Origin of the sequence: Loktanella atrilutea (assembly GCF_900128995.1) — a bacterium.
Taxonomy (GTDB): Bacteria; Pseudomonadota; Alphaproteobacteria; order Rhodobacterales; family Rhodobacteraceae; genus Loktanella; species Loktanella atrilutea.
On sequence record NZ_FQUE01000002.1, the window covers coordinates 38,668 to 58,111 of the forward strand.

General features: G+C 63.1%; 27 protein-coding genes. 21 read left to right on the forward strand and 6 right to left on the reverse strand.

The window, feature by feature from the left end; translation table 11 throughout:
- Positions 1-7: 7 nt before the first annotated feature.
- The 6 genes from BUA54_RS05310 to BUA54_RS05335 form a co-directional block, all read right to left on the reverse strand.
- Positions 8-781, reverse strand: coding sequence for a hypothetical protein (locus BUA54_RS05310; RefSeq protein WP_072856203.1), 774 nt, complete (start codon positions 779-781; stop codon positions 8-10).
- Complete coding sequence (locus BUA54_RS05315; RefSeq protein WP_143155358.1) at positions 774-1,088, reverse strand: hypothetical protein; 315 nt, start codon at positions 1,086-1,088, stop codon at positions 774-776. The genes BUA54_RS05310 and BUA54_RS05315 overlap by 8 nt, the downstream gene beginning before the upstream one ends.
- Positions 1,081-2,043, reverse strand: coding sequence for a YqaJ viral recombinase family protein (locus BUA54_RS05320; RefSeq protein ID WP_072856205.1), 963 nt, complete (start codon positions 2,041-2,043; stop codon positions 1,081-1,083). Before BUA54_RS05320 ends, BUA54_RS05315 begins: the two co-directional genes overlap by 8 nt.
- Complete coding sequence (locus BUA54_RS05325) at positions 2,040-2,396, reverse strand: hypothetical protein (RefSeq protein WP_072856206.1); 357 nt, start codon at positions 2,394-2,396, stop codon at positions 2,040-2,042. Before BUA54_RS05325 ends, BUA54_RS05320 begins: the two co-directional genes overlap by 4 nt.
- A 112-nt stretch (positions 2,397-2,508) precedes the next feature.
- Positions 2,509-2,742 carry a hypothetical protein gene (locus tag BUA54_RS05330; protein ID WP_072856207.1) on the reverse strand — a complete coding sequence of 78 codons (234 nt, stop codon included), beginning with the start codon at positions 2,740-2,742 and terminating at the stop codon, positions 2,509-2,511.
- A 409-nt stretch (positions 2,743-3,151) separates the two neighbouring features.
- Positions 3,152-3,871 carry a S24 family peptidase gene (locus tag BUA54_RS05335; RefSeq protein ID WP_072856208.1) on the reverse strand — a complete coding sequence of 240 codons (720 nt, stop codon included), beginning with the start codon at positions 3,869-3,871 and terminating at the stop codon, positions 3,152-3,154.
- Between the two features lie 95 nt (positions 3,872-3,966).
- Here BUA54_RS05335 and BUA54_RS05340 point away from each other — a divergent pair, with 95 nt between their 5' ends.
- The 21 genes from BUA54_RS05340 to BUA54_RS05440 all read left to right on the forward strand — a co-directional run bounded on the left by BUA54_RS05340 (position 3,967) and on the right by BUA54_RS05440 (position 19,443).
- Positions 3,967-4,212, forward strand: coding sequence for a hypothetical protein (locus BUA54_RS05340; RefSeq protein ID WP_072856209.1), 246 nt, complete (start codon positions 3,967-3,969; stop codon positions 4,210-4,212).
- A 66-nt stretch (positions 4,213-4,278) separates the two neighbouring features.
- Complete coding sequence (locus BUA54_RS05345; protein WP_072856210.1) at positions 4,279-4,713, forward strand: hypothetical protein; 435 nt, start codon at positions 4,279-4,281, stop codon at positions 4,711-4,713.
- 1 nt (position 4,714) lies between these two features.
- A complete protein-coding gene (locus BUA54_RS05350) occupies positions 4,715-5,095 on the forward strand; it encodes a hypothetical protein (protein ID WP_072856211.1) in 381 nt (126 codons plus the stop codon).
- A complete protein-coding gene (locus tag BUA54_RS05355; RefSeq protein ID WP_072856212.1) occupies positions 5,073-5,507 on the forward strand; it encodes a hypothetical protein in 435 nt (144 codons plus the stop codon). The genes BUA54_RS05350 and BUA54_RS05355 overlap by 23 nt, the downstream gene beginning before the upstream one ends.
- Before the next feature lie 89 nt (positions 5,508-5,596).
- Positions 5,597-6,151 (forward strand): hypothetical protein, encoded by a 555-nt coding sequence (locus tag BUA54_RS05360; protein ID WP_072856213.1) that lies wholly within the window; start codon positions 5,597-5,599, stop codon positions 6,149-6,151.
- The gene (locus tag BUA54_RS05365) at positions 6,144-6,701 is read left to right on the forward strand and encodes a hypothetical protein (RefSeq protein ID WP_072856214.1); all 558 of its coding nucleotides are present in this window, start codon (positions 6,144-6,146) and stop codon (positions 6,699-6,701) included. Before BUA54_RS05360 ends, BUA54_RS05365 begins: the two co-directional genes overlap by 8 nt.
- A gap of 2 nt (positions 6,702-6,703) precedes the next feature.
- Entirely contained in the window at positions 6,704-8,923 is a 2,220-nt protein-coding gene (locus BUA54_RS05370) for an AAA family ATPase (RefSeq protein ID WP_072856215.1), read from the forward strand.
- Positions 8,924-8,988: 65 nt separating this feature from the next.
- Positions 8,989-9,123, forward strand: a complete 135-nt coding sequence (locus tag BUA54_RS21735) for a hypothetical protein (protein WP_281250633.1) — start codon at positions 8,989-8,991, stop codon at positions 9,121-9,123.
- Entirely contained in the window at positions 9,123-9,644 is a 522-nt protein-coding gene (locus BUA54_RS05380; RefSeq protein WP_072856217.1) for an MT-A70 family methyltransferase, read from the forward strand. Before BUA54_RS21735 ends, BUA54_RS05380 begins: the two co-directional genes overlap by 1 nt.
- Positions 9,641-10,138, forward strand: a complete 498-nt coding sequence (locus BUA54_RS20530) for a hypothetical protein (protein WP_143155359.1) — start codon at positions 9,641-9,643, stop codon at positions 10,136-10,138. Before BUA54_RS05380 ends, BUA54_RS20530 begins: the two co-directional genes overlap by 4 nt.
- Positions 10,117-10,410, forward strand: coding sequence for a hypothetical protein (locus BUA54_RS05390; RefSeq protein WP_072856218.1), 294 nt, complete (start codon positions 10,117-10,119; stop codon positions 10,408-10,410). The genes BUA54_RS20530 and BUA54_RS05390 overlap by 22 nt, the downstream gene beginning before the upstream one ends.
- Positions 10,407-10,718, forward strand: coding sequence for a hypothetical protein (locus tag BUA54_RS05395; protein WP_072856219.1), 312 nt, complete (start codon positions 10,407-10,409; stop codon positions 10,716-10,718). Before BUA54_RS05390 ends, BUA54_RS05395 begins: the two co-directional genes overlap by 4 nt.
- On the forward strand, positions 10,715-11,380 hold the full coding sequence (locus tag BUA54_RS05400; RefSeq protein WP_143155360.1) for a hypothetical protein: 666 nt from the start codon (positions 10,715-10,717) through the stop codon (positions 11,378-11,380). The genes BUA54_RS05395 and BUA54_RS05400 overlap by 4 nt, the downstream gene beginning before the upstream one ends.
- Before the next feature lie 202 nt (positions 11,381-11,582).
- Positions 11,583-12,005 (forward strand): hypothetical protein, encoded by a 423-nt coding sequence (locus BUA54_RS05405; RefSeq protein ID WP_072856221.1) that lies wholly within the window; start codon positions 11,583-11,585, stop codon positions 12,003-12,005.
- Positions 12,006-12,204: 199 nt separating this feature from the next.
- Positions 12,205-12,390: a hypothetical protein gene (locus BUA54_RS05410; RefSeq protein ID WP_072856222.1), complete on the forward strand. Its 186-nt coding sequence runs from the start codon at positions 12,205-12,207 to the stop codon at positions 12,388-12,390.
- A 557-nt stretch (positions 12,391-12,947) separates the two neighbouring features.
- A complete protein-coding gene (locus BUA54_RS05415) occupies positions 12,948-13,607 on the forward strand; it encodes a phage tail protein (protein ID WP_072856223.1) in 660 nt (219 codons plus the stop codon).
- Positions 13,608-13,823: 216 nt separating this feature from the next.
- Entirely contained in the window at positions 13,824-14,303 is a 480-nt protein-coding gene (locus BUA54_RS05420; protein ID WP_072856224.1) for a hypothetical protein, read from the forward strand.
- Positions 14,221-16,299 carry a terminase gpA endonuclease subunit gene (locus BUA54_RS05425; protein WP_072856225.1) on the forward strand — a complete coding sequence of 693 codons (2,079 nt, stop codon included), beginning with the start codon at positions 14,221-14,223 and terminating at the stop codon, positions 16,297-16,299. Before BUA54_RS05420 ends, BUA54_RS05425 begins: the two co-directional genes overlap by 83 nt.
- The gene (locus BUA54_RS05430; protein ID WP_072856226.1) at positions 16,300-17,928 is read left to right on the forward strand and encodes a phage portal protein; all 1,629 of its coding nucleotides are present in this window, start codon (positions 16,300-16,302) and stop codon (positions 17,926-17,928) included.
- The gene (locus tag BUA54_RS05435) at positions 17,918-18,154 is read left to right on the forward strand and encodes a hypothetical protein (RefSeq protein ID WP_072856227.1); all 237 of its coding nucleotides are present in this window, start codon (positions 17,918-17,920) and stop codon (positions 18,152-18,154) included. The genes BUA54_RS05430 and BUA54_RS05435 overlap by 11 nt, the downstream gene beginning before the upstream one ends.
- Positions 18,151-19,443 (forward strand): S49 family peptidase, encoded by a 1,293-nt coding sequence (locus BUA54_RS05440; RefSeq protein WP_072856228.1) that lies wholly within the window; start codon positions 18,151-18,153, stop codon positions 19,441-19,443. The genes BUA54_RS05435 and BUA54_RS05440 overlap by 4 nt, the downstream gene beginning before the upstream one ends.
- Position 19,444 lies beyond the last annotated feature (1 nt).

Here is a 19,444-nt window from a genome sequence, read left to right on the forward strand (position 1 = left end):
GGTTCTCCTATGACCGGAATGTTGCCTTGGTGGATTCGAAGACGCGGACACCCGGCAGGCTGGTGTTGCCCTTGTGGATCCGGACGATCGCGCGGACGGCCTTCTCGATCGCGGCGTCATCGAGGAAGGGACCGAGCTGCCCGAGCGTCGCCCGGAGGGCGCCGTTGTCGTCGATGGCGAAGTCCCACGATGTCCGGGCGCTGGCGGTGACGCCTTCGGCGCGGACCGGCGCAGCTTTGTTGGCGGTCGCTCCGTCGGCGATAGCGGACTGTGCCTCTGCCTCTGCGGCGGCACGTGCGGCGGCGCCTTCAGACTTTGCATTGTCAGCGCGCGCCTGGGCGGCCTCAGCCTTGCGCTTCGCATCTTCCTGAACCCGGCGTTGGCGTTCGCGCTCTTCCGCCGCCACGCGGCGGGCATGCTCATCGGCGGCGCGGCGGATCGGTAGCGCCGCGGCGGCGACACGGTCTTCCGCAATGCGAAAGAAACTGTCGATCGCTCTCCCAGTGTCGGTGATGGGTCGCTTCTGCTCCGCCCGCGCGGCATCGATGCGCTTCGACAGCGCGCCGAGGGCCGTCACATGGCGACCGGCGGTGATTAGGTCGGCTTCAGTGGTGACCTTCGCGGGGGCTCCGTCTTTCGCGTCAGAACAGGTCTTTTCGATCTCTGCCAGAAGATCGTCGAAATCGGCGGCGAGGACCTCGGCCACCGGGGCCTTGTTAGCCCCGAAGACCTGGTCGACGACAAGCGTCTGCTTTACCGGGGAATGGCTTCCATCAGGCATCTTCATGCTCCTTTTCGGGTTTGGCTGGCATCATAAGAAGGCGGACAAATTCGCGGGCGGCGGCCTCATCGCCGGCAAGTCTCATGAGGCGCTGCGCCGCGGCCTCGCCGTCGATACCGGCGCAAAGCGCGACCTCGCGAAAATCCTTCGATCGGAAGTACGCGAACCGTGATGCCCAGACGTTTCGCCGGTTTTGGTCGATGACCGGGTCCGCGTGGCACTTCGGCGGCTCGACAATATCGCGCACGATGAGGAAAAGGGCCGACGCCCACATCTGCTGCATGCCGTTGGTGCTTTGGTTACGCATCGACCCATGCCCCCATCGGTTTGGGCAGGATCAAACGGCGGCCATCGGACGGCGCGATAAAGCGACCGGACGTCCGCTCGCGACGCCATGTGATGGCACGACCGCCGGACAGGTATCCGACCTCCGCCCCACCCATGCGGTGCATGATCTCTGCGGTAATCTCGTTCAGCTCGGCGTCAGCCTCGCGGCGTGCCCGGCGCAGCGTGGCGGCACGGGCCACAAGGTGTTCGAAGTCGGCAGCATCGGTCAGATCGACAGCGCTGTCCGGGTCGTGCACCGGATAGAGGTTACGGATTGTCTCGCCGTCGGAGGCATAGTCGGGCGTCGGCTCGTCGTCGTTCGCAACGCGATCCCAGAAGGCCAGGCATTCGTTTTCGATCGTCGTCACGATGCCGTCGATGGCCGGAACATCAATTATCTCGATGCCAAGGTTGGCGCGTGTGTCGATCGTCATGGCGGCAACGGCCGCCCAGCCGCGGCCCGTCAGGTGACGTTCGGTCTCGGCCTGCAGGTTGATCCAGAGCGGGGCGTCCTGCTGGCCGTCCTCGTTCACCCACTTCGTCGCAAAGTCACCTGCGGTCATCGTCTTGATCTGAACGACTCCCGGCCCGCGCACTGGGCAATCAACCAGCACGTCGGGTGTCGCGCCGAGGCGGATTGCGGAGTCGCGGTAGTAGATCAGGCTGACGGCGCTATAGGTGAGTTTCCATTCAGGACGAGCCCGGCGGATCAGCTCGACTGCGACGGGCTCAAGCAGCGTGCCACGCAGCATTGCGTCGGTCTCGGCCTTGCGGCTCGACAGCGTGCCACGCTTCTCGTGGTAGAGGTCGAATGTCGACGTGAACGGGTGGCACTGAAACAACGCCCCGACCACCGAGGCGGTCACGTCGCGCTGACGCAGATGTAGCCACTGGTCCCGATCGGCGCATTCGATCTTGCTGACGGTGCTGTTCACGACTGCGCCCCGCGGTGGCGCAAGGTCGCGCTGCGCATATCGCCAATCGAATATCCGCGCTGGATACCCTGACGGGCGATTTCGCCAGCGGCGTCATCCTGAAAGATGCGGGTCGTGGCCGCCAAAAATTCGGTGGGCGATGTTTCGGCGACGTCCAGCGCGATGCGTGCAAGTTCCTTAGCCGTCGCTGTCATCAGGGACTGCAGGACGAGCAGCCGCAGTTCCTTGCAGCACGCAGCGTCGGCAACGATGTGGCCCGCAGCTTCGAGCACCTGGTCGGGCACACCTTCGATGTGCAGCTGACTGGCAATCTCGGCGTAGGTCCGTATGTCCTGTTCGGTCGTCGCGCTCATGACAGGCCCGCCAAGATGCAGAGGATCCCGCCACCGGCAATGACTAGGCAGATCATCCCGATTGCATCGGACACGATGGTTTCGGGAAGACGGTATGCGATGAGGCCGCGCATCAGGCGCGACCTTCAGCTGCAGCGATGCGCGCGGTTCGCGCGATCTCATTTCCGGTCGTTGTCGCCTGCGATCCCAGCCGCAGCAGATGCTGGACGCAATGCGACGAGGTGATGTCGCGCACGATCTCGATGGCGAGAGCGACACGTTGCTCCTGCGTCATCAGATCGATGCTGTCGCGGGCCATTTGGACCGCAATCGGAGCGGGACGAATCGTTTCGATTTTGGGTGTCATGTGGTTGGCCTCCGTAGCTGGATGCCTCCCATAAATCCCGCTTATCGGGAATATGTCAACCTAAAAATCCCGACATTCGGAATTTAAACAATCCCGAATGAACCGAATCAGTCAGCGCACACCTCAGCTTCCGCCGACGTTTCGCACGAGGGTGTTGGTGCTACGTTGCCATCTGCATCAGATGCAGGGCGCTGATGGGGAAAGGGGATGGGGCCCTAAAGGCCCCACCCCAACTACGACCTGCGCATTTTGCGCCTTGACACCGACGTTCCAAAAAATTCAACGTTGAGACGTGAGACGTAGCAACAAGCGGAACGGTTATTCTACGGGTGTGTGCGCAAGCGCGTGTTCGGGATTCCGTGCGCGCGGGGGTTGTCAAACTACAGAAGATTCAGCGACTATTGCAGCGTCATCCGATCTTCCCGCCTGACCAAATCACCTTCCCAACCGCGACCACATCATTGGCCGGCAAGTCCAGCGCCTCGTACAGGCGATTATCCGAGATGATTCGAACATAACCGCGCGTGGTGGATCGGGACACTCTCTTCACATGAAGGGCGTCTGCGTATCGCAGAACAAAAAGGCCATCCCAGCTAAGATCTGTCTTGCTTGAGTCGAGCATCACGATGTCGTCGTCTTGGAGGGTCGGGGCCATACTATCGCCCTTGACGCTGATGATCCGAAGGTGCCGTGGATGGCACGTTGTGATGCGGCGCAAGTAATCTCGCGGGAATGCCAGCTGCGCTGTAATTTCTTCGTGCTCAGCAACAGCCGAACCGTTTCCAGCAGATGCCTCTACGGCAAAGACATCGACCAATGCACGGTCCAATTCCCTCTCGATTGCCGCCCTCTCATTGTCGGTGAGGCGAGGGGCTTCGGCTCCTTCAAAGTCCGGTACTGGGAGTGGTCTGAGACGGAATGGAAGCTCTTCGATCTTGCGATTGCTTTCATCGCGCCCCTCGAAGAACGACAAAATATCCGGAACCTCTGCAGCTTGAATCCGGCGTTCGCCCGACATGATCTTGCTCATCTTCTGCCGGGATATCCCGACCCAGTCCGCGAGCTCACCAAGCTCGCCGTGATAACCCAAGAGCCTGGCGCGGATCCACTCAGCATCGATTTTTTCCATGAGCCAATGCTTCATTCCCACTGTCCCGATAGGCAATAACCGTTAATCGGGATTCTTCGCCTTGACTTATTCCCGGTTATCGGGATTTTAGGCGCATGGAACCCGCAAAGCATGTCATCGAAAAGTGTGGTGGTCTCGAAGCCACCGCCAGCGCGTGTGAACGCGCCGTTTCGTCCATCCGTAAGTGGATGGTAACGAAGGAAAAGCGCGGCACCGGCGGGCTTATCCCTGCCGATTGCCAAGTCATCCTCATGCGCGCCTCTGCCGCAAATGGCTGGGGCCTGAAAGCCGAGGATTTCTTCCCCTCCGATGTTGTCGGCGTTCAGGCGGAGGAGGTGTGATGCTGCGTTTTCCATACCGCCAACCTGCCTGCGACGTTCCGTCCCGCCAAGGAAACGAGGTTTTTCATGACTGACCGCACGCAGATCAACGCCCTTGTGGGTGCGCTGATCGATGGCACCTTCGGTTGCCTCGACGCTGCGGCTGAGGCGATCAATGCGCGATACGGGCGCGGAACCGCGAAGGGCACGCTCTCCAAGAAGCGGGCAGGCCTCTTGGACTGGACCATAGCCGAGGTCATCGCGCTCGAGGATGCCGCCGGTCGCTACCCGATGACCCGCATGCTGGCGCGGCGTCTCGCGCCTAAGGTCGGAGCGTCATCTCAAAACGGCGCCATGCAGGCCGGGATCATCGCCAAGGAATGCGGCGAGGCCGTCGCTGCGATCCTGTCCGCCGAGATGTCGGCCGGCGCATCGTGCCGCGGCGACGCGTTGGCGGAAATCGACGAGGCGATCGAGGCGCTGAATGCGGCCCGCGCCACCCTCGAGGCAAGACAGGACTGACATGCCAACCGCGCGCCCATCCTTTTCCCACGACGCCGCCAATCGACTGTGGACGCTGGTCTCGGCACTCGGTGACCACTTCGGCACTGGCCCCGCGGCACTGTCCGCTCTGATCCTGAACGACAGCCGCTTCTTTGCGGAGGCGCGCCGCGCTGCCGTCGGCCTCACCTCGTTCCCTTTCTCGTCGCGGCGCATGGATCAGGCGCTTGGTCATATCGCCCACATTTGGCCCAGCGATCTCGCCTGGCCAGATCATGTGGCCCGCGTCGATCCCCTCCCCTTTCCCGAAGAAAAAGAGCCGGAAGTTCGCCATCGGCTCACAAAGATGCTGGCGGACAAAGCAGCGAAGGAGGCCGGAAATGGCCCAGACGATCAAGGCTGATCAGGTCGACAACGTCACTCTGTCCGCAAAGGCGACACAGGACGGCATCGCTCAGATCAACACCGCGAAGGACAAGGCCAGCGAGCAGAACGGCACCGCGGCCAAGTACACGAAGGACTTCTGCGACAAGTATGCGCTGAACAAGCAGGCCGTCACCGCAGTCGCGCGGCTGAAGAAGAAGGACCCGGCAGAGCAGTCGCACTACCTGCGCACCTTCATCCAGACCGCCGGCCACATTGGCCTGTTTAACGGCCCGCGCGATCAGTTCGACGACGACGTGATCGAGATGATGCGCCGTGTGGTGAAGGGCGCCGACGAACAGGCCGCACGCAAAGAGGACCGACTGTCCGGACCCGCGTCGGTTCCGCCCAAGGCCGAGACGACCAAGACCACCCTGACCAGCGTAAACTGATCCGTCTGCCCGCCCTCACGGGCGGGCGTACCCCACTGACCCACCGACATTCAGACGCACAGCCGGGCTTGCCCCGGGACGGAGAACTCATGACCGGACGTATCCTTGCCCTTGATCTTGCCACAACGACCGGATGGGCCCTTGGTGTACCTGGACAGCCCATTACGTCGGGGTCGATCCGCTTCTCAGGCTCGACAGAAGATCAGTCAATCGGCTTCGCCCGGTACACGTCATGGATCGGCGAGCTTCTCTCGACACATGACGTGACCGAGGTCTGCTACGAGCAGCCGATGGACCCGCGGCACATGGTCAACAAGGTGACGGGACGGGCGACGACAAACTTCGCCACGATTCGTCTGCTGCTCGGCATGTGCGCGATCACCGAGGCGCAGGCCCGCATCTACCGCGTCCCCCGCCTGACCGAGGCCCCCGTCCAGAGCGTGCGCAAGCACCTTCTGAAGCACCGGCCTGCGAAAGGTCAGAGCAAGATCGCCGTGGCGCAGATGCTGAAAATTCTCGGCTACCGTCCGGTCGATGACAATGAAGCCGACGCTCTGGCCCTGATCCTGTATGTTTCTGCGATCCGCGCCCCCGGCGCTGACATCGCAACTCCTCTCCCGCTGCGGAGTGCGCAAAATGGCTGAGCGCAAGAGGGTCGCCGTCGGTGCGGGGAAACGCCTACGAGAAGACGACAAGATCGTCATCCGTGCGCTCTGGGCGCACGACTGGCCAACGCCCCTGATCTCGAAGATCATCAACCGGCCCCAGCCGAACATTCACATGTTCAGCAAGCGCGACAATCTCCCCGTACGCCCGCGCGCCCGGGTCTATGACAAGAGCATGGCATTGCGCGGCAACGACCAAGACCTGCTGCGCCTCGCAGAGCGCGATAGTGGGCTGAAGATCATGCAGGCCGGCAAGTGCACAGGTGCATCGGCGGCCAAGTCGCCGCTGCCATCTTGTCCTGCACCGTATCCCGAACCATTAAATAGCGCCCCGATCACAGCCGAAACGCCTGCGCCTCGGCCGTCGATCGACGCACCGCATGCGGCCTCTCCTGTTTGGACCGAGGCCCGGGACAATGCGCTGCGCGACACCGGCGGCCGTTATGCGCAGATCGGCGAGCTGGCGAAGAAATGGGGCATGCCCTCTTCCCGGTGCATCTCGCGCTATCACCTGGTCAGGGCGTCATAGGCATGGCCACGGATACCGGCGACAAGTTCGCGACCCATGCCCGCGCGGTGGCCGAGCAACTGCTGGGCGAGCCGAACAAGAACCTGTCGAAGGGCGACGAGCTGCGGTTCGGCAATCAGGGCAGCATCTCGGTCGACGTGAAGAGGGGCCAGTTCTACGACCATCAGGAGAACGAGGGCGGCGGCGTCCTGTGGTTCATCGCGAGGTCGACGGGCAAGACGGTCGACGGCGGACACGCGGTGAACTGGCTTCGCGACAACGGCTACTACGTCGAGGACGACCGGCCACCGATGCAGCAGGGAAAGGGCAGCGGCGACCGACCGCCGCCGCGCCTAGATGCCGACGGCAACTGGATCCCAAACCATGTTCCCGATGGCGCCCGCCTGACCGCCGCCTACGACTATGCGGACAAGGATGGCAAGCTCGCCTATCAGGTCGTGCGCTATGATTGGAACGATCCGGCGTCGCCCAAGGGCCACGGCAAGACCTTCCTGCAGCGCCGCCCCGATCCGCAGCATGAGGGCCGTTTCCGGTACAAGAACCAGGGCGCCGTCCCCCTGCCCTACCGCCTGCCCGAGCTGATCGAGGACGTGGCGGCCGGGTTGTGCATCTTCATCGTCGAGGGCGAGAAGAAGGTCGACATGCTGCGCGACATAGGCGTGCCGGCGACCTGCAATCACGGTGGGGCCGGCAAGTTCCCGCGCGAGCTCGCCCAATGGCTGGCCGGTGCCGAGGTTGTCGTGATCCCCGACAACGATGCGGCTGGCCGCGATCACGCGCAGATCGTCGGGGCGAACCTGAAGGACATTGCGAAGTCCGTCAGCATCCTGAACCTGCCCGAGCTGCCCCCGAAGGGCAGCGTCGACGACTGGATTCCCGCCGGTGGAAATGCCGAGGAGCTCTACCGCCTGCGAGCCGACAAGGCCGAAGCCTACAAGCCGGCGGCGCCCCAGTCAAAATTCAACGCCGTGACCTGGCTGGATATCCCTCGTCCCGGCGCTGAGCTGAAGCCCCTGATCAAGGGCATCCTGACGCAGAACGAGATCAGCCTCGTCGTCGGGGAGAGCCAGAGCGGCAAAAGCTTCCTCGCCATCGAACTGGCTATGGCCGTGGCACGTGGGGTGCCGTTCTTCGGCCACAAGTCTGAGCGAGGCGCGGTCGTCTATCAGGCCGGCGAAAGCGCCGCCGGCGTCCGGCGTCGCCGCCTGCCCGCCTATGCCCAGCACAATTTTTGCACGAACAAGGATCTGCCCTTCGTCCTGCTACAGTCCCAGATCGACCTCTTCGGTGGCGACGAGCACGCGCATGCGCTGGCGGCCGAGGCCGTCGCATGGGGCGCGGCTATGAGCCAGCCGCTGCGGCTGATCGTGATCGACACTTTCAACCGGGCCACGCCGGGTGCCAACGAGAACGACGGTCGTGACATGGGCGCCATCATCGAGCGGTGCGAGTACATCCGGCGCGAAACCGGGGCCCACGTCATGCTGGTTCACCACCTGAACGCCGGCGGCCTGAAGCCGCGCGGTCACACGTCTCTCTTCGCCGCGGTCGACTCCTCGATTTCCGTTCGAAAGGTCGACGAGGTCGTCGATGCGAACGGTCGCCAAGTCCGTGAGTGGTCGATCTCGAAGATGAAGGAGGGCGAGGACGGAATCACGGAACGCTTCGTGCTGCCGCAGGTCGTTCTTGGCCACGACCGCGACGGCGACGAGATCACGTCCTGCGTCGTAGCGGCCCCCTTGGGCGATGCCAGCGGCGAGGACGACAGCGGATCCCGGGTCAGCGGCGTGAACGCCCTGGTGCTGCGCGCGATCTACGACGTGGTGGCCGACAAGGGCACGCCTGCGCCGGCCGCGATGAAGCTGCCCAACTCTGTCCGCATCGTCATGAAGACCGAGATATCGGAACGCCTGCGGTCCGTCATGAACGACGATTCCGAACCCCTCGAGGTGAAGGACGGCGAGACCGAGGACGATGCCAAGCGCCGCCGGACCGAGGCGAACCGCAAGGCCGCCGCGCGCGCCCGCGATCAGTTGTTCGGCAAGGGGATCATCCAGATGACTGCCGACCACGTCTGGCTGACCGGCAAGAACGTGTTCGGCTTTCCACCGCCGCCGGGCATGAGCCGCCGCCCGCGCGCCGATCCTCAGCAAGGCGATGCCCAAGAAGACGGCCCCAACCCGCGCGACGACCTGCCTTTTGATCTGGGAGATTTTCAGTAATGCCCGAAGCCACACGCCAAGACGATCTCATCCTGCTGTCACGCCTCCGTCGCCGCACGAATGGCATGACGGTTGCACAGATCGCATTTCAGGACGGCGTGACGCCCGCCGGCATCTTCGGTCAGTTCAAGAAGGTCATCGCCGACGACATTGCCATGTCCGGCGAGCCCGAGGGAACGGTGCGGCGGGGTTATTGGTAATGGGTGACGTCCAGATCATCTACGCCGATCCGCCCTGGAAATTCGCCAGCAACAGCCAGGCAAAGCCGGGCCGGAACGCCATGCGGCACTACCCCGTGATGACCGACGCGGAGATATGCGCCCTGCCCGTCCGCGACTGGGCGGCCAAGGATGCCATGCTCTTCATTTGGACGACGGCCCCCATGCTGGCCCGGTCCATGGCTGTTCCGACCGCGTGGGGCTTCAAATACGTCAGCCAGATCGTTTGGGTAAAGGACCGGATCGCCACCGGCTACTGGGCCCGCAACCGGCACGAGCTCCTGCTGATCTGCAAGCGCGGTCGGTTCCCGTTACCCCGACCCTGCCCTTTCCCGGATAGCGTCATCACCGGTCAGCAGCGCGAGCACAGCCGCAAGCCCGATGCCGTGGTTCAACAGATCGAGGCTGCATGGCCAGACCACACAAAGCTGGAAATGTTCGCGCGCGAGACCCGCCCAGGCTGGACGGCCTGGGGCAACGAGATCGAGAGGTTCGCCGGGTGATTTCCGATTCCCGACATGAAGGTTGGTCACCGGCCCTTGTCCGAGACCGGATCGTCGAGGCGATGATCTGGCAGCGCCGTGCCGTCGGCCGCGTCGGGCCGGGCGGGATCCGGGGCGCAATGCCGACCTTCAGGCTCAGCTACGAGCAGCGGATGGCCGAAGGCTGGGATGCTGTGGTGCCGGTGGATGAGAACGAGGCCGAGCGCCCGATCGACCCGACGCCCGCGCAGGTCACGCGCATGCTCGCCGCGCTTCGTTGGCCCGCCGACATTCTGGTGGGGAACGACCTGCGCGATACGCGCGCCATCGACATGTCCCGCGCGGTCAGCGCGGCCTGTCAGGCCGAGGCCTACGACATGTCGTTCGCCCGCTTGGTGCGCGAGCGCGGAATCGCCCGCGTCCATGCCTACACGCTGCGCGACCGCGGCCTGTCGATCATCTCGCAGCGCCTGACAAAGATGGGGGTGCCCGCATGGCCGGACGACGCAAGATGACGCTGGACGAGATGGCCACCTTCATGGGTGGCCTCGTCCGCCGCTGCACCAATCGCAAGGGCGATATCGCCGACACGGTCCTGACGTTGAACGTCGAGGAGGCCGCCATGCTGTCCGACTGCGCCGAGGCCATGACGGTCCTCGATGCCTACGGCGCCGCCGCTCACGTCCACCGCGAAATCGAGAAGAAGCGGCAGGCCAGCGCCCGCCGGAAGGATGCAAAGGGTCCGGCCCAGATTGCCGGGGAAACAGCGATTGGAGAAAAGGAATGACATGGCTCACCCGTGAGAACATCCGGCTGCGGCAGGAGAACGCGGAAATGGCGCGCGAGCTGCGCGACATGGCGGATCGCAACAACCGGCAGGCCGATGCCATCAAACGCCTCTGGCTGATCAACTCTCGCCTGACTGGCCGAGTGGACAAGCTGCGGCAGATGCTCTCGCGACAGAAGCCGGTCGTCACGATGGATCGCCGGATGGATGCCACATCGCGGGCCGAGGCGCTCTTCGCTCCGCGTGAGAAAGCAGAAGGTCCGGATTCGCTGCAAGTGGATTCAGGCGTTGCAGGCGGTGCGACATGACCAAGTTTTCACTCAATGAAGCCCTATTGGAATTAGCAGATGCGGAAGCCGAAATTTGCCGGTCCTGCAAAGCCCCCACAGAGGAAGGTTCGCCCTACTGCATGCCCTGCGGAACGTATTGGGCCGACGTAGATGCGGGTCTTTGGGATGATCCGTGGTGGGACGATGATCTCAATTCTTCACCGCTGCCAACGAAATCGAAATGGAGAAGCCCGATGAATGACCTTCGCAATATGAAAATGGCCGACCTTGAGTTTGAAGGTGGCAACTTAGTAAAGGTGTCTGGATACCGGTACAATTACATGGACGGCAACCAGCTGCTGGCCTTGATAGCGGGACTCGGTCGGTTGTTGGCCAACCGTGCCGACCTCTCCAGCTCCAATACGGCGGCACAACTAAACGCCTGCGAGTGCCACTCGTGCTGGACCTCAATGGAGGTGAAAACCTACGTTGTCCCAGGTGCAGATTGCAGGGCTGCCACCCTGGTGCGGGCGGGGCTGGAACGGGCGGCGAAAGACTGCAAGAAAATTCGCAACGATTACGTCGAAGGGACATCTCCAGAGCGTGCTTGCCTTCGGGTAGAAAAAGCTATCCGCGCCATCGCCGACGACCCCGCCGCAGTCGCCGCTATCGTCGCCAGTGTGGGGAGCGCCAAGCCATGAGCGCGTTTGGAGCAAGATACCCCGTCGATATGGCCGCAACCCCCTGCCCAGAATGCGGACTAAATGCCGAAAAGGTGTGGCGTCCCGGCGGCGCATTTCAGCAGCGCACCGAATGCAAGTGCGGTCGCATTACGGTCTGGGTCATGTGCGGACATGATGCGACACCTGACACTACAGATGATGTGCGCAAGGAGGATCGCCCATGACCACCACCGACAACGCGGCGCCAAAGTTGGACCCCATGCCAAGGCGGGATATGGAATTGCCGCCGTCGATTGGCGAGGCGGCGCTGATCGCAGAGAACGCCCGCCTACTCACCGAACGCGACGAAGCCTATCGCCGTCGTGACGCATGGCGCGCCAAAGCCGAGGGCTATGACGATGTGCGGCTAGCCCTGCGAGAGAAAGTCGGCGCACCTTGGCCGCCCAACCTGTCGCGGCTGATGTGGGCGGGGCTGGCAGCAGATGAAAAGAAACGGGCCGATGATGCGGGAGCAGAGAACACCCGCCTGCGTAACCTATTGTTCGACGTTGAGGCTGTGCTGATCGGCCCCAGCGATGAATACGACGGATGCGCCGAAGTGTTGGCGAAGGTCCGCGCCGCGCTGTCAGAGTGGAGGGAGTGATGGGCTGGATACGCCGCCTCTTTTGCCGCCATGTTTGGAAGATGACACGCTTTCAGGCACTGGGCCCTTGGCGATCCTACGAGTGCACGAAATGCGGCGCGCAGAAAAGCGTAGATATTTGAACCTCGTCTCTACCGATCTCAAGCCATTTGCAACGCGATGCGACACAATCAGACCAAGAGAATTGAAGGAATAGGACATGGATCACATCAAAATCATTCTGCTCTACATTCTCGCCGGTTTCGTGCTGCCCTATTCGTGGCTGCGGGAGCAGCCGTTGGCCATCAGGCTTGCGTGGCTGGACAGCTTCGGCGCGGCGCATGATCGGGTCAAAGGCATCCTGCGGAAGCGCCGCGAGCGGTCCCAAAGCACCTCCGATCTGTAGTGAAGCACTAACCTCATCACCCCTGCGGACAGGTTTTGCCCCTTCGCGGACATTTCCTGTCCGGCCTGTCCGCAATGTCGCAAACAGAACAGGGTGCGGACGCAAGGTCGCGTGACGCGCGAAAAGCTGTCCGCACAACTTTTCCAAGTGAAATCAATCACGTTTTATCATTCCGGACACATCTCCGGACGCCATGTCCACAAATGTCCGCGTGAATGTCCGTCAGTTTCAGCAGCGGACACACGTTTGCGACACGTCGGACGTCGAAAACAGAGGTGTCTGCGGAGATTTCCGCATTGCATTTTTTTTGGTGAAAATTCGAACTCGCACAATCGCCAAGAAAATTAGGGCTATCATCGGCATTTTGCAGCGTCCCGCGCCTCTTGCTGTAACAATTCGTGATTTGAGATTGTTAAACAAAATCGGCCAATCCTTGCGTCGTGGCCCCCCCTGCGCGGCCTTTGCAGAACAGTTGGTAGTGGGATGATAGGTTTTTTCTCAAAAAAAACCTGATCATCCATAGCGCCCTTCATCTACCACTGCGACGGATTCCAAATATGAAATCGCTGAAGCAACTCGCGGACAAGTCGTCCCGCCAGGCAGCTGGTGCACGAGGTGCATCCGTCGCCGTGTCGATCTCCGGAGACGGCATCGAACAGATGCGCGACGCTGCGGCCAGGCTCTCAGGGCAGCAGTTCGACAAGGCCGCCGAACGCGCCCTGAACCACACCGCCCGCAAAGCACTCACCGGCGTCACGCGCGCCCTCTCGAAACAGGTCGGTCTCACGAATACGAAACTGCGCCGCCTCGGTCGCATTCAATTGAAGCGGGCGTCCGTAAAGAACCGCACCTTCGAGGCGACAATCAAATCGACGGGTCGTTTCATTCCCCTCGGTGAATTCAATCCGACGCAAATCAAAGCCGGAACGAAAGCATCGCCGTGGGGCAATCGGCAACTCTTCGATCGCGCATTCATTTTCGCCGGGTCGAAAGCCTCAGGCAAACGAATGCCGAACGGACATGTGTTCATCAACACGCGCGGCTTCAATTCCAAATCCGGGCGGAACAATGCGGCCCGGCCCCTATGGGGGCCAGCCGTTCCAAAAGAGATAGTCGAAGGCGAAAGCCGCGCCACCTTCGAAACCATTGGACGGCGCGATCTGCCAAAACGTCTCGCCCATGAGATCAAGCGGATGACCAAGGGCGCGGTGGACTGACGGCTCTCGCGGGGTTGACTGCCGGGTGGCGCATCGGCCACGCGGCTGGCGGCCGGCCGGCGCGGGGGTCGGTGCGTGACATTTTGGCACCACCCCCCCCGTTAGGGACCGTTCGGGCCAAGCCAGCAAGGGCGGTAGCCGCTGCCCCGGGACTCGCCCATTTTTTGCTTTTCTCCAAATCTGGTTCCCTTCCCGTTGATCGGATCGAATTCTGACATGGCAGACCTTCCGAAAACGATCACACAGACCCAGGCGGCTGAGCTTGTCGGCATGACGACGAGATGGGTGCGTCTCCGGGCCACGGACGGTTTTTTCCAGCGCTCAGCGCGCGGCGTGTACGACCTTCACCAATTGGTCCGCGGAATTGTCGCTTACTACGAGAGCCTGCTGGAAAAGGGGAACAAGGCAGCTTCGGCAAACCGCGCTTCGGATGCCCGGACCCGCGAAGTAGAACTGCGGATCGCCGAGCGCGAGGGGCGGCTCATACCCAGCGAGGATGCTGCGGCTGTCGTCGCAGACCTCGCGGCGCTGGTGCTTTCTGAAATGAGCGGACTTGCCGCACGGGTCACACGTGACCTCGACCTGCGGCGCAAAATCGAGGCGGAAACGGACGGTGTCATCGATCGTATCAGGGCCCGGGCAGAAGGTCGCGCGGTCGCTCTACGAGCTGGCATCGTCGATCTGGACGAAGAGTAGCCGATCGACCCCGGCGGAATGGGCACGAGCGAATCGCGTCTATCCGGAAACGGCGGGCCTGCCGGGCCCACGCGACCCTTGGCTGACGCCCTACATGATCCCGTTCTCGTCGGCGCTGCACGACGGCGGCATGTATCGCAATCGCCGCTACCGCAGAGCGGCCGCCGTCACGGCGGCTCAGTCCGGCAAGTCGGACAACATGTTGGACGTCATCGGCGCCCGGCTCGACCAGAGACCGGCACCGATCCTCTACGTCGGTCCGACGGCGGACTTCATCCGCGACCAGTTCGAGCCACGGCTGATGTCACTGCTGGATGAGGCGCAGACGCTCGCGGCGAAGGTGATCCGCGGCCGTCGGATGAAGAAAACGCTGAAGCATGTCGCGGGCGTGCCCGTCCGTTTGGCGCACGGCGGATCCTCGTCTGCCTTGAAGTCGGACCCGGCTGCGCTCGCACTGATCGACGAATACGACGAGATGCTGTCGAACGTGAAAGGTCAGGGCGACGTGCTCGGCCTGGTCGAGGCCCGCGGCGAAACCTATGCCGATTTCGTCACGGGCGTGGTGTCCACATGCAGCCGAGGCCTCATCGTGACCGACCTCGACGACGACAGCGGTCTCCGCTTCTGGTCGAAGGCCGAGCCGGACGACATCGAGAGCGCCATCTGGTCGCTCTGGCAGGAAGGCACACGACACCATTTCGCGTGGCCATGTCGCCAGTGCGAGACCTACTTCGTCCCACGCCTGGACTGCCTCAAATGGCCGAAAGGTGCGACACCGGCCCGGGCTCGCGCGGAGGCATGGGTCGAATGCCCCCACTGCGGGGGCGTGCTGATTGAGGACGACAAGGCATGGATGAACGCCCGCGGCGACATGGTCGCGCCCGGCGAGACGATCCGGTTCGTGAACGATGGCCCTGAGATTGCCGGTGCCCCTGTCGAGACCTCGACCCTGTCCTTCTGGACATCTGGCCTATGCTCACCCTTTGTCACGATCGGTCAGCGGGCGGAGACGTACCTGACGGCTCTTGCCTCTGGGGATCATTCGCGGATCCAGACCGCGCTGAATGCGTCCTTCGGTGAATGCTACGCCATCGCCGGGGCTGGCGACGTGCCTGAATGGGAGGATGTGAAGGCGACGCGCATCTTGCCGTACAAGCGCGGCGTCGTGCCCGAGCAGACCTTACGTGTCGTGGCCGGCGTCGACGTTCAGGGGACAAGCCTCTACTTCGCAATCCGGGCATTCGGCGCGCGCGGCACCTCCTGGCTGATCGACTATGGTCAGCTGTTCGGACCAACGGACGACGACCAAGTCTGGAACGATCTGACGGACGTTTTGATGACGCCGATCGATGGCTGGCAGATCGAACGTTGCCTGATCGACTCGGGCTTTCGCCCGAACAAGAAGAACCCGGGCAGCGAACACAGGGTCTATTCGTACGTCCACCAGATGTCCTGGCTATGCCATGCGACAAAGGGCAAAGACGTGGCCGCACAGCCCTACCGCACCGCGAAGATCGAGGTCAAAAAGGACGGCAGCCGGTCGAAGAAGTCGATCGAGATGGTTCACCTGTCGTCAGATTTCTTCAAAAGCCTCGTGATGGCGCGCCTGCGTATGCCACTCGATCAGCCCGGCGCTTTTTACCTGCCGGAGGATATCAGCGAGGACTACTGCCGCCAGCTGGTGTCCGAAGAACGGATCGTGGTCGACGGTAAACCGACCTGGATCAAGCGGCAGCGCGACAACCACTACCTCGATTGCGAGGCCCTGTGTGCGGCGGCGGCCTACAGCCTGAACGTTCACCGGATCCCCGATGCCAGCGAGGCAAAGGCCGACCCCAAGGGGCCGACGGTTCCGCCGCGCAGGCCAACGAAAGGGGCACCGGTCGAGGTCAGGATCCCGGCAAAGGCTGCGGCGTCGGGAGTGTCGATTGCCAGCAACGAAAGTACGTCACACCTGCGCGGGCTTGGGGCCCGCCTCAACGGAAGGTCTCGGTAGATGAGCCTGGTCGATCGTCTCAAGGGCCTGATGGGTGGTCAGGCCACGCCCGCCCCGGGCGGAGACCTGGCGACATCAAACGCCCGGCGACCGACATCTGCCTACATGCGCGGTGGCCGGGGGATCAGTTTTCAGAACTGGTTCCCGGCGATGCGACGCTCGCAGGACGAGATTGGTGTGTCGTGGCAGGCAGCCACGGCACGTGCGGTCGATGCGATTCACAACAGTGGATGGCTGGCGGGCGCGATCGATCAGGCTGTCGCCAATACCGTGGGCACCGGTTTGCGGCTCAAGCCGCAGCCGGAGACCGAGCTAATTGGTATGTCGAAGGACGAAGCCCGCGACTGGAACAAGCTGGTCGAGCGTCGCTGGGATCTGTGGGCCGGTAACCCGATGGAATGCGACATCGAAGGCCGCCGGACCTTTGGCGAAATGCAGGCGGCAGCATTTCAACACTGGCTGGCGACCGGCGAGATACTGGCCGAGGTTGCATGGAAGAAGCGGCCCTGGTCGAACACCGGGACTAAGTTCCGGCTAATGTCACCCACCCGCCTGTCGCGTCGGTCGTCAGGTCCCGACCGGTTGGTCAATGGGGTCTTCCTGGACATCGATGGCTTTGCGCTGGGATTCGAGATCAAGCCGCACCGGGACGAAGCCGCCAACATATACGGCCAACGCATCAACGCTTTGGGGGCTTACGGACGTCCGCGCATGGTGCATGTGTTTAACGGCCCGCCGGAGACGTGCCGTGGTATCACGCCGCTGGCCCCGGCGTTGCAGGTGATCCGCCAGTTCGACGAGCTGTCTGATGCCACCCTCGCTGCGGCGATCGTGCAGACGCTTTTCGCGGCGACAATCACTTCGGAGGGCACGACCGAGGAAGCCATTGAGGGACTGCTGACCCCAAGGGAGCGGGCGGAGATGGTCCGTGACGGCGTCTCGCCCATGACCGCCTATCTGGAGATGGCGGCGGATTTCTATGGCGACGGCGCGATGTTCGACAATCGGCTGAATGGCAGGGTCGCACACCTCTTCCCGGAGCAAAAACTGGAGTTCCACACCGCCGAGCACCCCAGCGGAAACTACCCGGAGTTTTCGAAGATGCTGCTGCGTGAAATCGCGCGGTGCCTCGGCCTGATCTACGAGAGCTACTCGGGCGATTACAGCGCCTCGTCGTACGCCTCGCTAAACCGGGCGTCGGCGGAGATGTTCGAGATCACGAAGGCGCGGCGCCGCTTCATTGTCGCCCCGGCCAGCCAGCCTTTCTACGAAGCATGGCTGGAAGAGGAGATCGAGCGGGGGACGATCCCCTTCCCGGGCGGAATCGTCGGCTTCCTAAACAACCGGCTGGCGGCCACCCGTGCGCTCTGGCGCGGCGGCGCGAAGCCGATCGGGGAAGAGGTGAAGCTTTCCAAGGCGCACAGCACATGGCTGGGCATGGGCGTGCTGTCCGAGCAGATGATCTGCGCTGAGCTGGGTCACGATTACGAGGACGTGCTTGCCGACCGTGCCGAGGCGATGGCGTTGCGCGCGGAATACAACCTGCCGGAACCTGTCCTGATGGGGGTCGGCGGCGGGGCGACCTCGGCCACGGCCGAAGACAATGGCGAGGATGACAATGCCCACTGAAACGGAATGCGATCGCCTCGCGCGCCTCAAGGCCGCGCGGGACGAGATCGCAATGGGGAGGTCGGTCAGCGAGGTCCGCTTCGGCGAGGACATGACCAAGTTCGGACGGGCCGACCTCCCGACCTTGGAACGCATGATCCGTGAGGCCGCCAAAGCCTGCGCGATCGAGCGCGGCGAAACACCGTCGCGCCGGTTCGCCGCGCGATCTGGAAGGAGATTTCTATGACCGGCATTGCGCTGCACCAGATCGCCGAACGGGCGATCAACCGGCCGCTGATGCTGCATCCGGACAAAGCCCGGATCATCTTGTCTGCCCTGGACGGACGTCTTCCGGGTATCGCCACGACATCGGCGACGCCGGTTCGCGAACAGCCGGAGGCAACCGCATTCTACGGCACTCGCAAACGCGGAGACGGACGCTACGCCCTGTCGCCCGCAGCGAACGGTGTGGCGGTCATCAGCATCGTCGGGTCCCTGGTCAATCGTGGATCGTGGATCGGTGCGGCCTCCGGCCTTGTCAGTTACGAGGGGATCGGGGCCCAGCTCGACGACGCTGCAAGCGATCGCGAGGTCAAGGCGATCATCCTCGACATCGACAGCCCGGGGGGCGAAGCGCTCGGTATGGCTGGGCTCGCGGCGAAGGTCAGAGCGATCAACGCCCAGAAGCCCGTCGTCGCTGTGGTCAACGACATGGCGGCCAGCGCTGCCTATGGGATCGCCAGCGGCGCCGGCCGGATCGTTGTCTCGCAGACTTCGCTCACTGGCTCCATCGGCGTCGTTCTCATGCACGCCGACCGTTCAGATCAGCTTGCCGCCGAGGGCGTGGCAGTGACGCTGATCCATGCCGGCGCCCACAAGGTCGACGGGCATCCGTTCGGACCGTTGTCCGACGCCGTCCGGTCTGACCTGCAGTCCGAGGTCCTGAAGCACTACGGCATCTTTCTGGATACGGTCGCAGCCGGGCGCGGCGGCCGTCTATCACGCGAAGCGGCGCAGGCCACCGAGGCCCGCGTCTATCTCGGCGAAGAAGCGATCGGGTTCGGCCTTGCCGACGAGGTCGGGACCTTCGAGCAGGTCGCCGCTGATCTTGCGGCATCAACCGCCCCCGCCGGGGGCACAACCACGAAAGTGAGGACGACAATGTCGCAAGACAAGAATTCCCCGGCGGCGGAAACCACCCCCGCCGCACCCGACGCCGCCGCGCTGAATGCGGCACGGGCCGAGGGGGCAACGGCAGAGCGGGCCCGGATCAAGTCGATCCTGACCAGTGACGCAGCCAAGGGGCGCGAAGGTCAGGCGCAGGCCATCGCGCTGGAAACCGATATGACCGCCGAGCAGGCGGCCCCGGTTCTCAACGCCGCCGCCCCCGGCGCCAAGCCGCAGACCATCGTTCCGATCGATGAGCGCGTCGGCGCGGAGGCGGGTGCAGGCGGTGGCCACACGGCAACGCCTGACAAGCCCAAGTCGAGCCTGGTTGACCGCGCCAAGGCCCGCTTTCCCAGCAACGTGAACTGAG

Coding starts and splice junctions, on each gene's coding strand:
- BUA54_RS05310 (WP_072856203.1), bottom strand. CDS start 781: ATGCCTGATGGAAGCCATTCCCCGGTAAAGCAGACGCTTGTCGTCGAC.
- BUA54_RS05315 (WP_143155358.1), bottom strand. CDS start 1,088: ATGCGTAACCAAAGCACCAACGGCATGCAGCAGATGTGGGCGTCGGCC.
- BUA54_RS05325 (WP_072856206.1), bottom strand. CDS start 2,396: ATGAGCGCGACGACCGAACAGGACATACGGACCTACGCCGAGATTGCC.
- BUA54_RS05330 (WP_072856207.1), bottom strand. CDS start 2,742: ATGACACCCAAAATCGAAACGATTCGTCCCGCTCCGATTGCGGTCCAA.
- BUA54_RS05335 (WP_072856208.1), bottom strand. CDS start 3,871: ATGGAAAAAATCGATGCTGAGTGGATCCGCGCCAGGCTCTTGGGTTAT.
- BUA54_RS05340 (WP_072856209.1), top strand. CDS start 3,967: ATGGAACCCGCAAAGCATGTCATCGAAAAGTGTGGTGGTCTCGAAGCC.
- BUA54_RS05345 (WP_072856210.1), top strand. CDS start 4,279: ATGACTGACCGCACGCAGATCAACGCCCTTGTGGGTGCGCTGATCGAT.
- BUA54_RS05350 (WP_072856211.1), top strand. CDS start 4,715: ATGCCAACCGCGCGCCCATCCTTTTCCCACGACGCCGCCAATCGACTG.
- BUA54_RS05355 (WP_072856212.1), top strand. CDS start 5,073: ATGGCCCAGACGATCAAGGCTGATCAGGTCGACAACGTCACTCTGTCC.
- BUA54_RS05360 (WP_072856213.1), top strand. CDS start 5,597: ATGACCGGACGTATCCTTGCCCTTGATCTTGCCACAACGACCGGATGG.
- BUA54_RS05365 (WP_072856214.1), top strand. CDS start 6,144: ATGGCTGAGCGCAAGAGGGTCGCCGTCGGTGCGGGGAAACGCCTACGA.
- BUA54_RS05370 (WP_072856215.1), top strand. CDS start 6,704: ATGGCCACGGATACCGGCGACAAGTTCGCGACCCATGCCCGCGCGGTG.
- BUA54_RS21735 (WP_281250633.1), top strand. CDS start 8,989: ATGACGGTTGCACAGATCGCATTTCAGGACGGCGTGACGCCCGCCGGC.
- BUA54_RS05380 (WP_072856217.1), top strand. CDS start 9,123: ATGGGTGACGTCCAGATCATCTACGCCGATCCGCCCTGGAAATTCGCC.
- BUA54_RS05390 (WP_072856218.1), top strand. CDS start 10,117: ATGGCCGGACGACGCAAGATGACGCTGGACGAGATGGCCACCTTCATG.
- BUA54_RS05395 (WP_072856219.1), top strand. CDS start 10,407: ATGACATGGCTCACCCGTGAGAACATCCGGCTGCGGCAGGAGAACGCG.
- BUA54_RS05400 (WP_143155360.1), top strand. CDS start 10,715: ATGACCAAGTTTTCACTCAATGAAGCCCTATTGGAATTAGCAGATGCG.
- BUA54_RS05405 (WP_072856221.1), top strand. CDS start 11,583: ATGACCACCACCGACAACGCGGCGCCAAAGTTGGACCCCATGCCAAGG.
- BUA54_RS05410 (WP_072856222.1), top strand. CDS start 12,205: ATGGATCACATCAAAATCATTCTGCTCTACATTCTCGCCGGTTTCGTG.
- BUA54_RS05415 (WP_072856223.1), top strand. CDS start 12,948: ATGAAATCGCTGAAGCAACTCGCGGACAAGTCGTCCCGCCAGGCAGCT.
- BUA54_RS05420 (WP_072856224.1), top strand. CDS start 13,824: ATGGCAGACCTTCCGAAAACGATCACACAGACCCAGGCGGCTGAGCTT.
- BUA54_RS05430 (WP_072856226.1), top strand. CDS start 16,300: ATGAGCCTGGTCGATCGTCTCAAGGGCCTGATGGGTGGTCAGGCCACG.
- BUA54_RS05435 (WP_072856227.1), top strand. CDS start 17,918: ATGCCCACTGAAACGGAATGCGATCGCCTCGCGCGCCTCAAGGCCGCG.
- BUA54_RS05440 (WP_072856228.1), top strand. CDS start 18,151: ATGACCGGCATTGCGCTGCACCAGATCGCCGAACGGGCGATCAACCGG.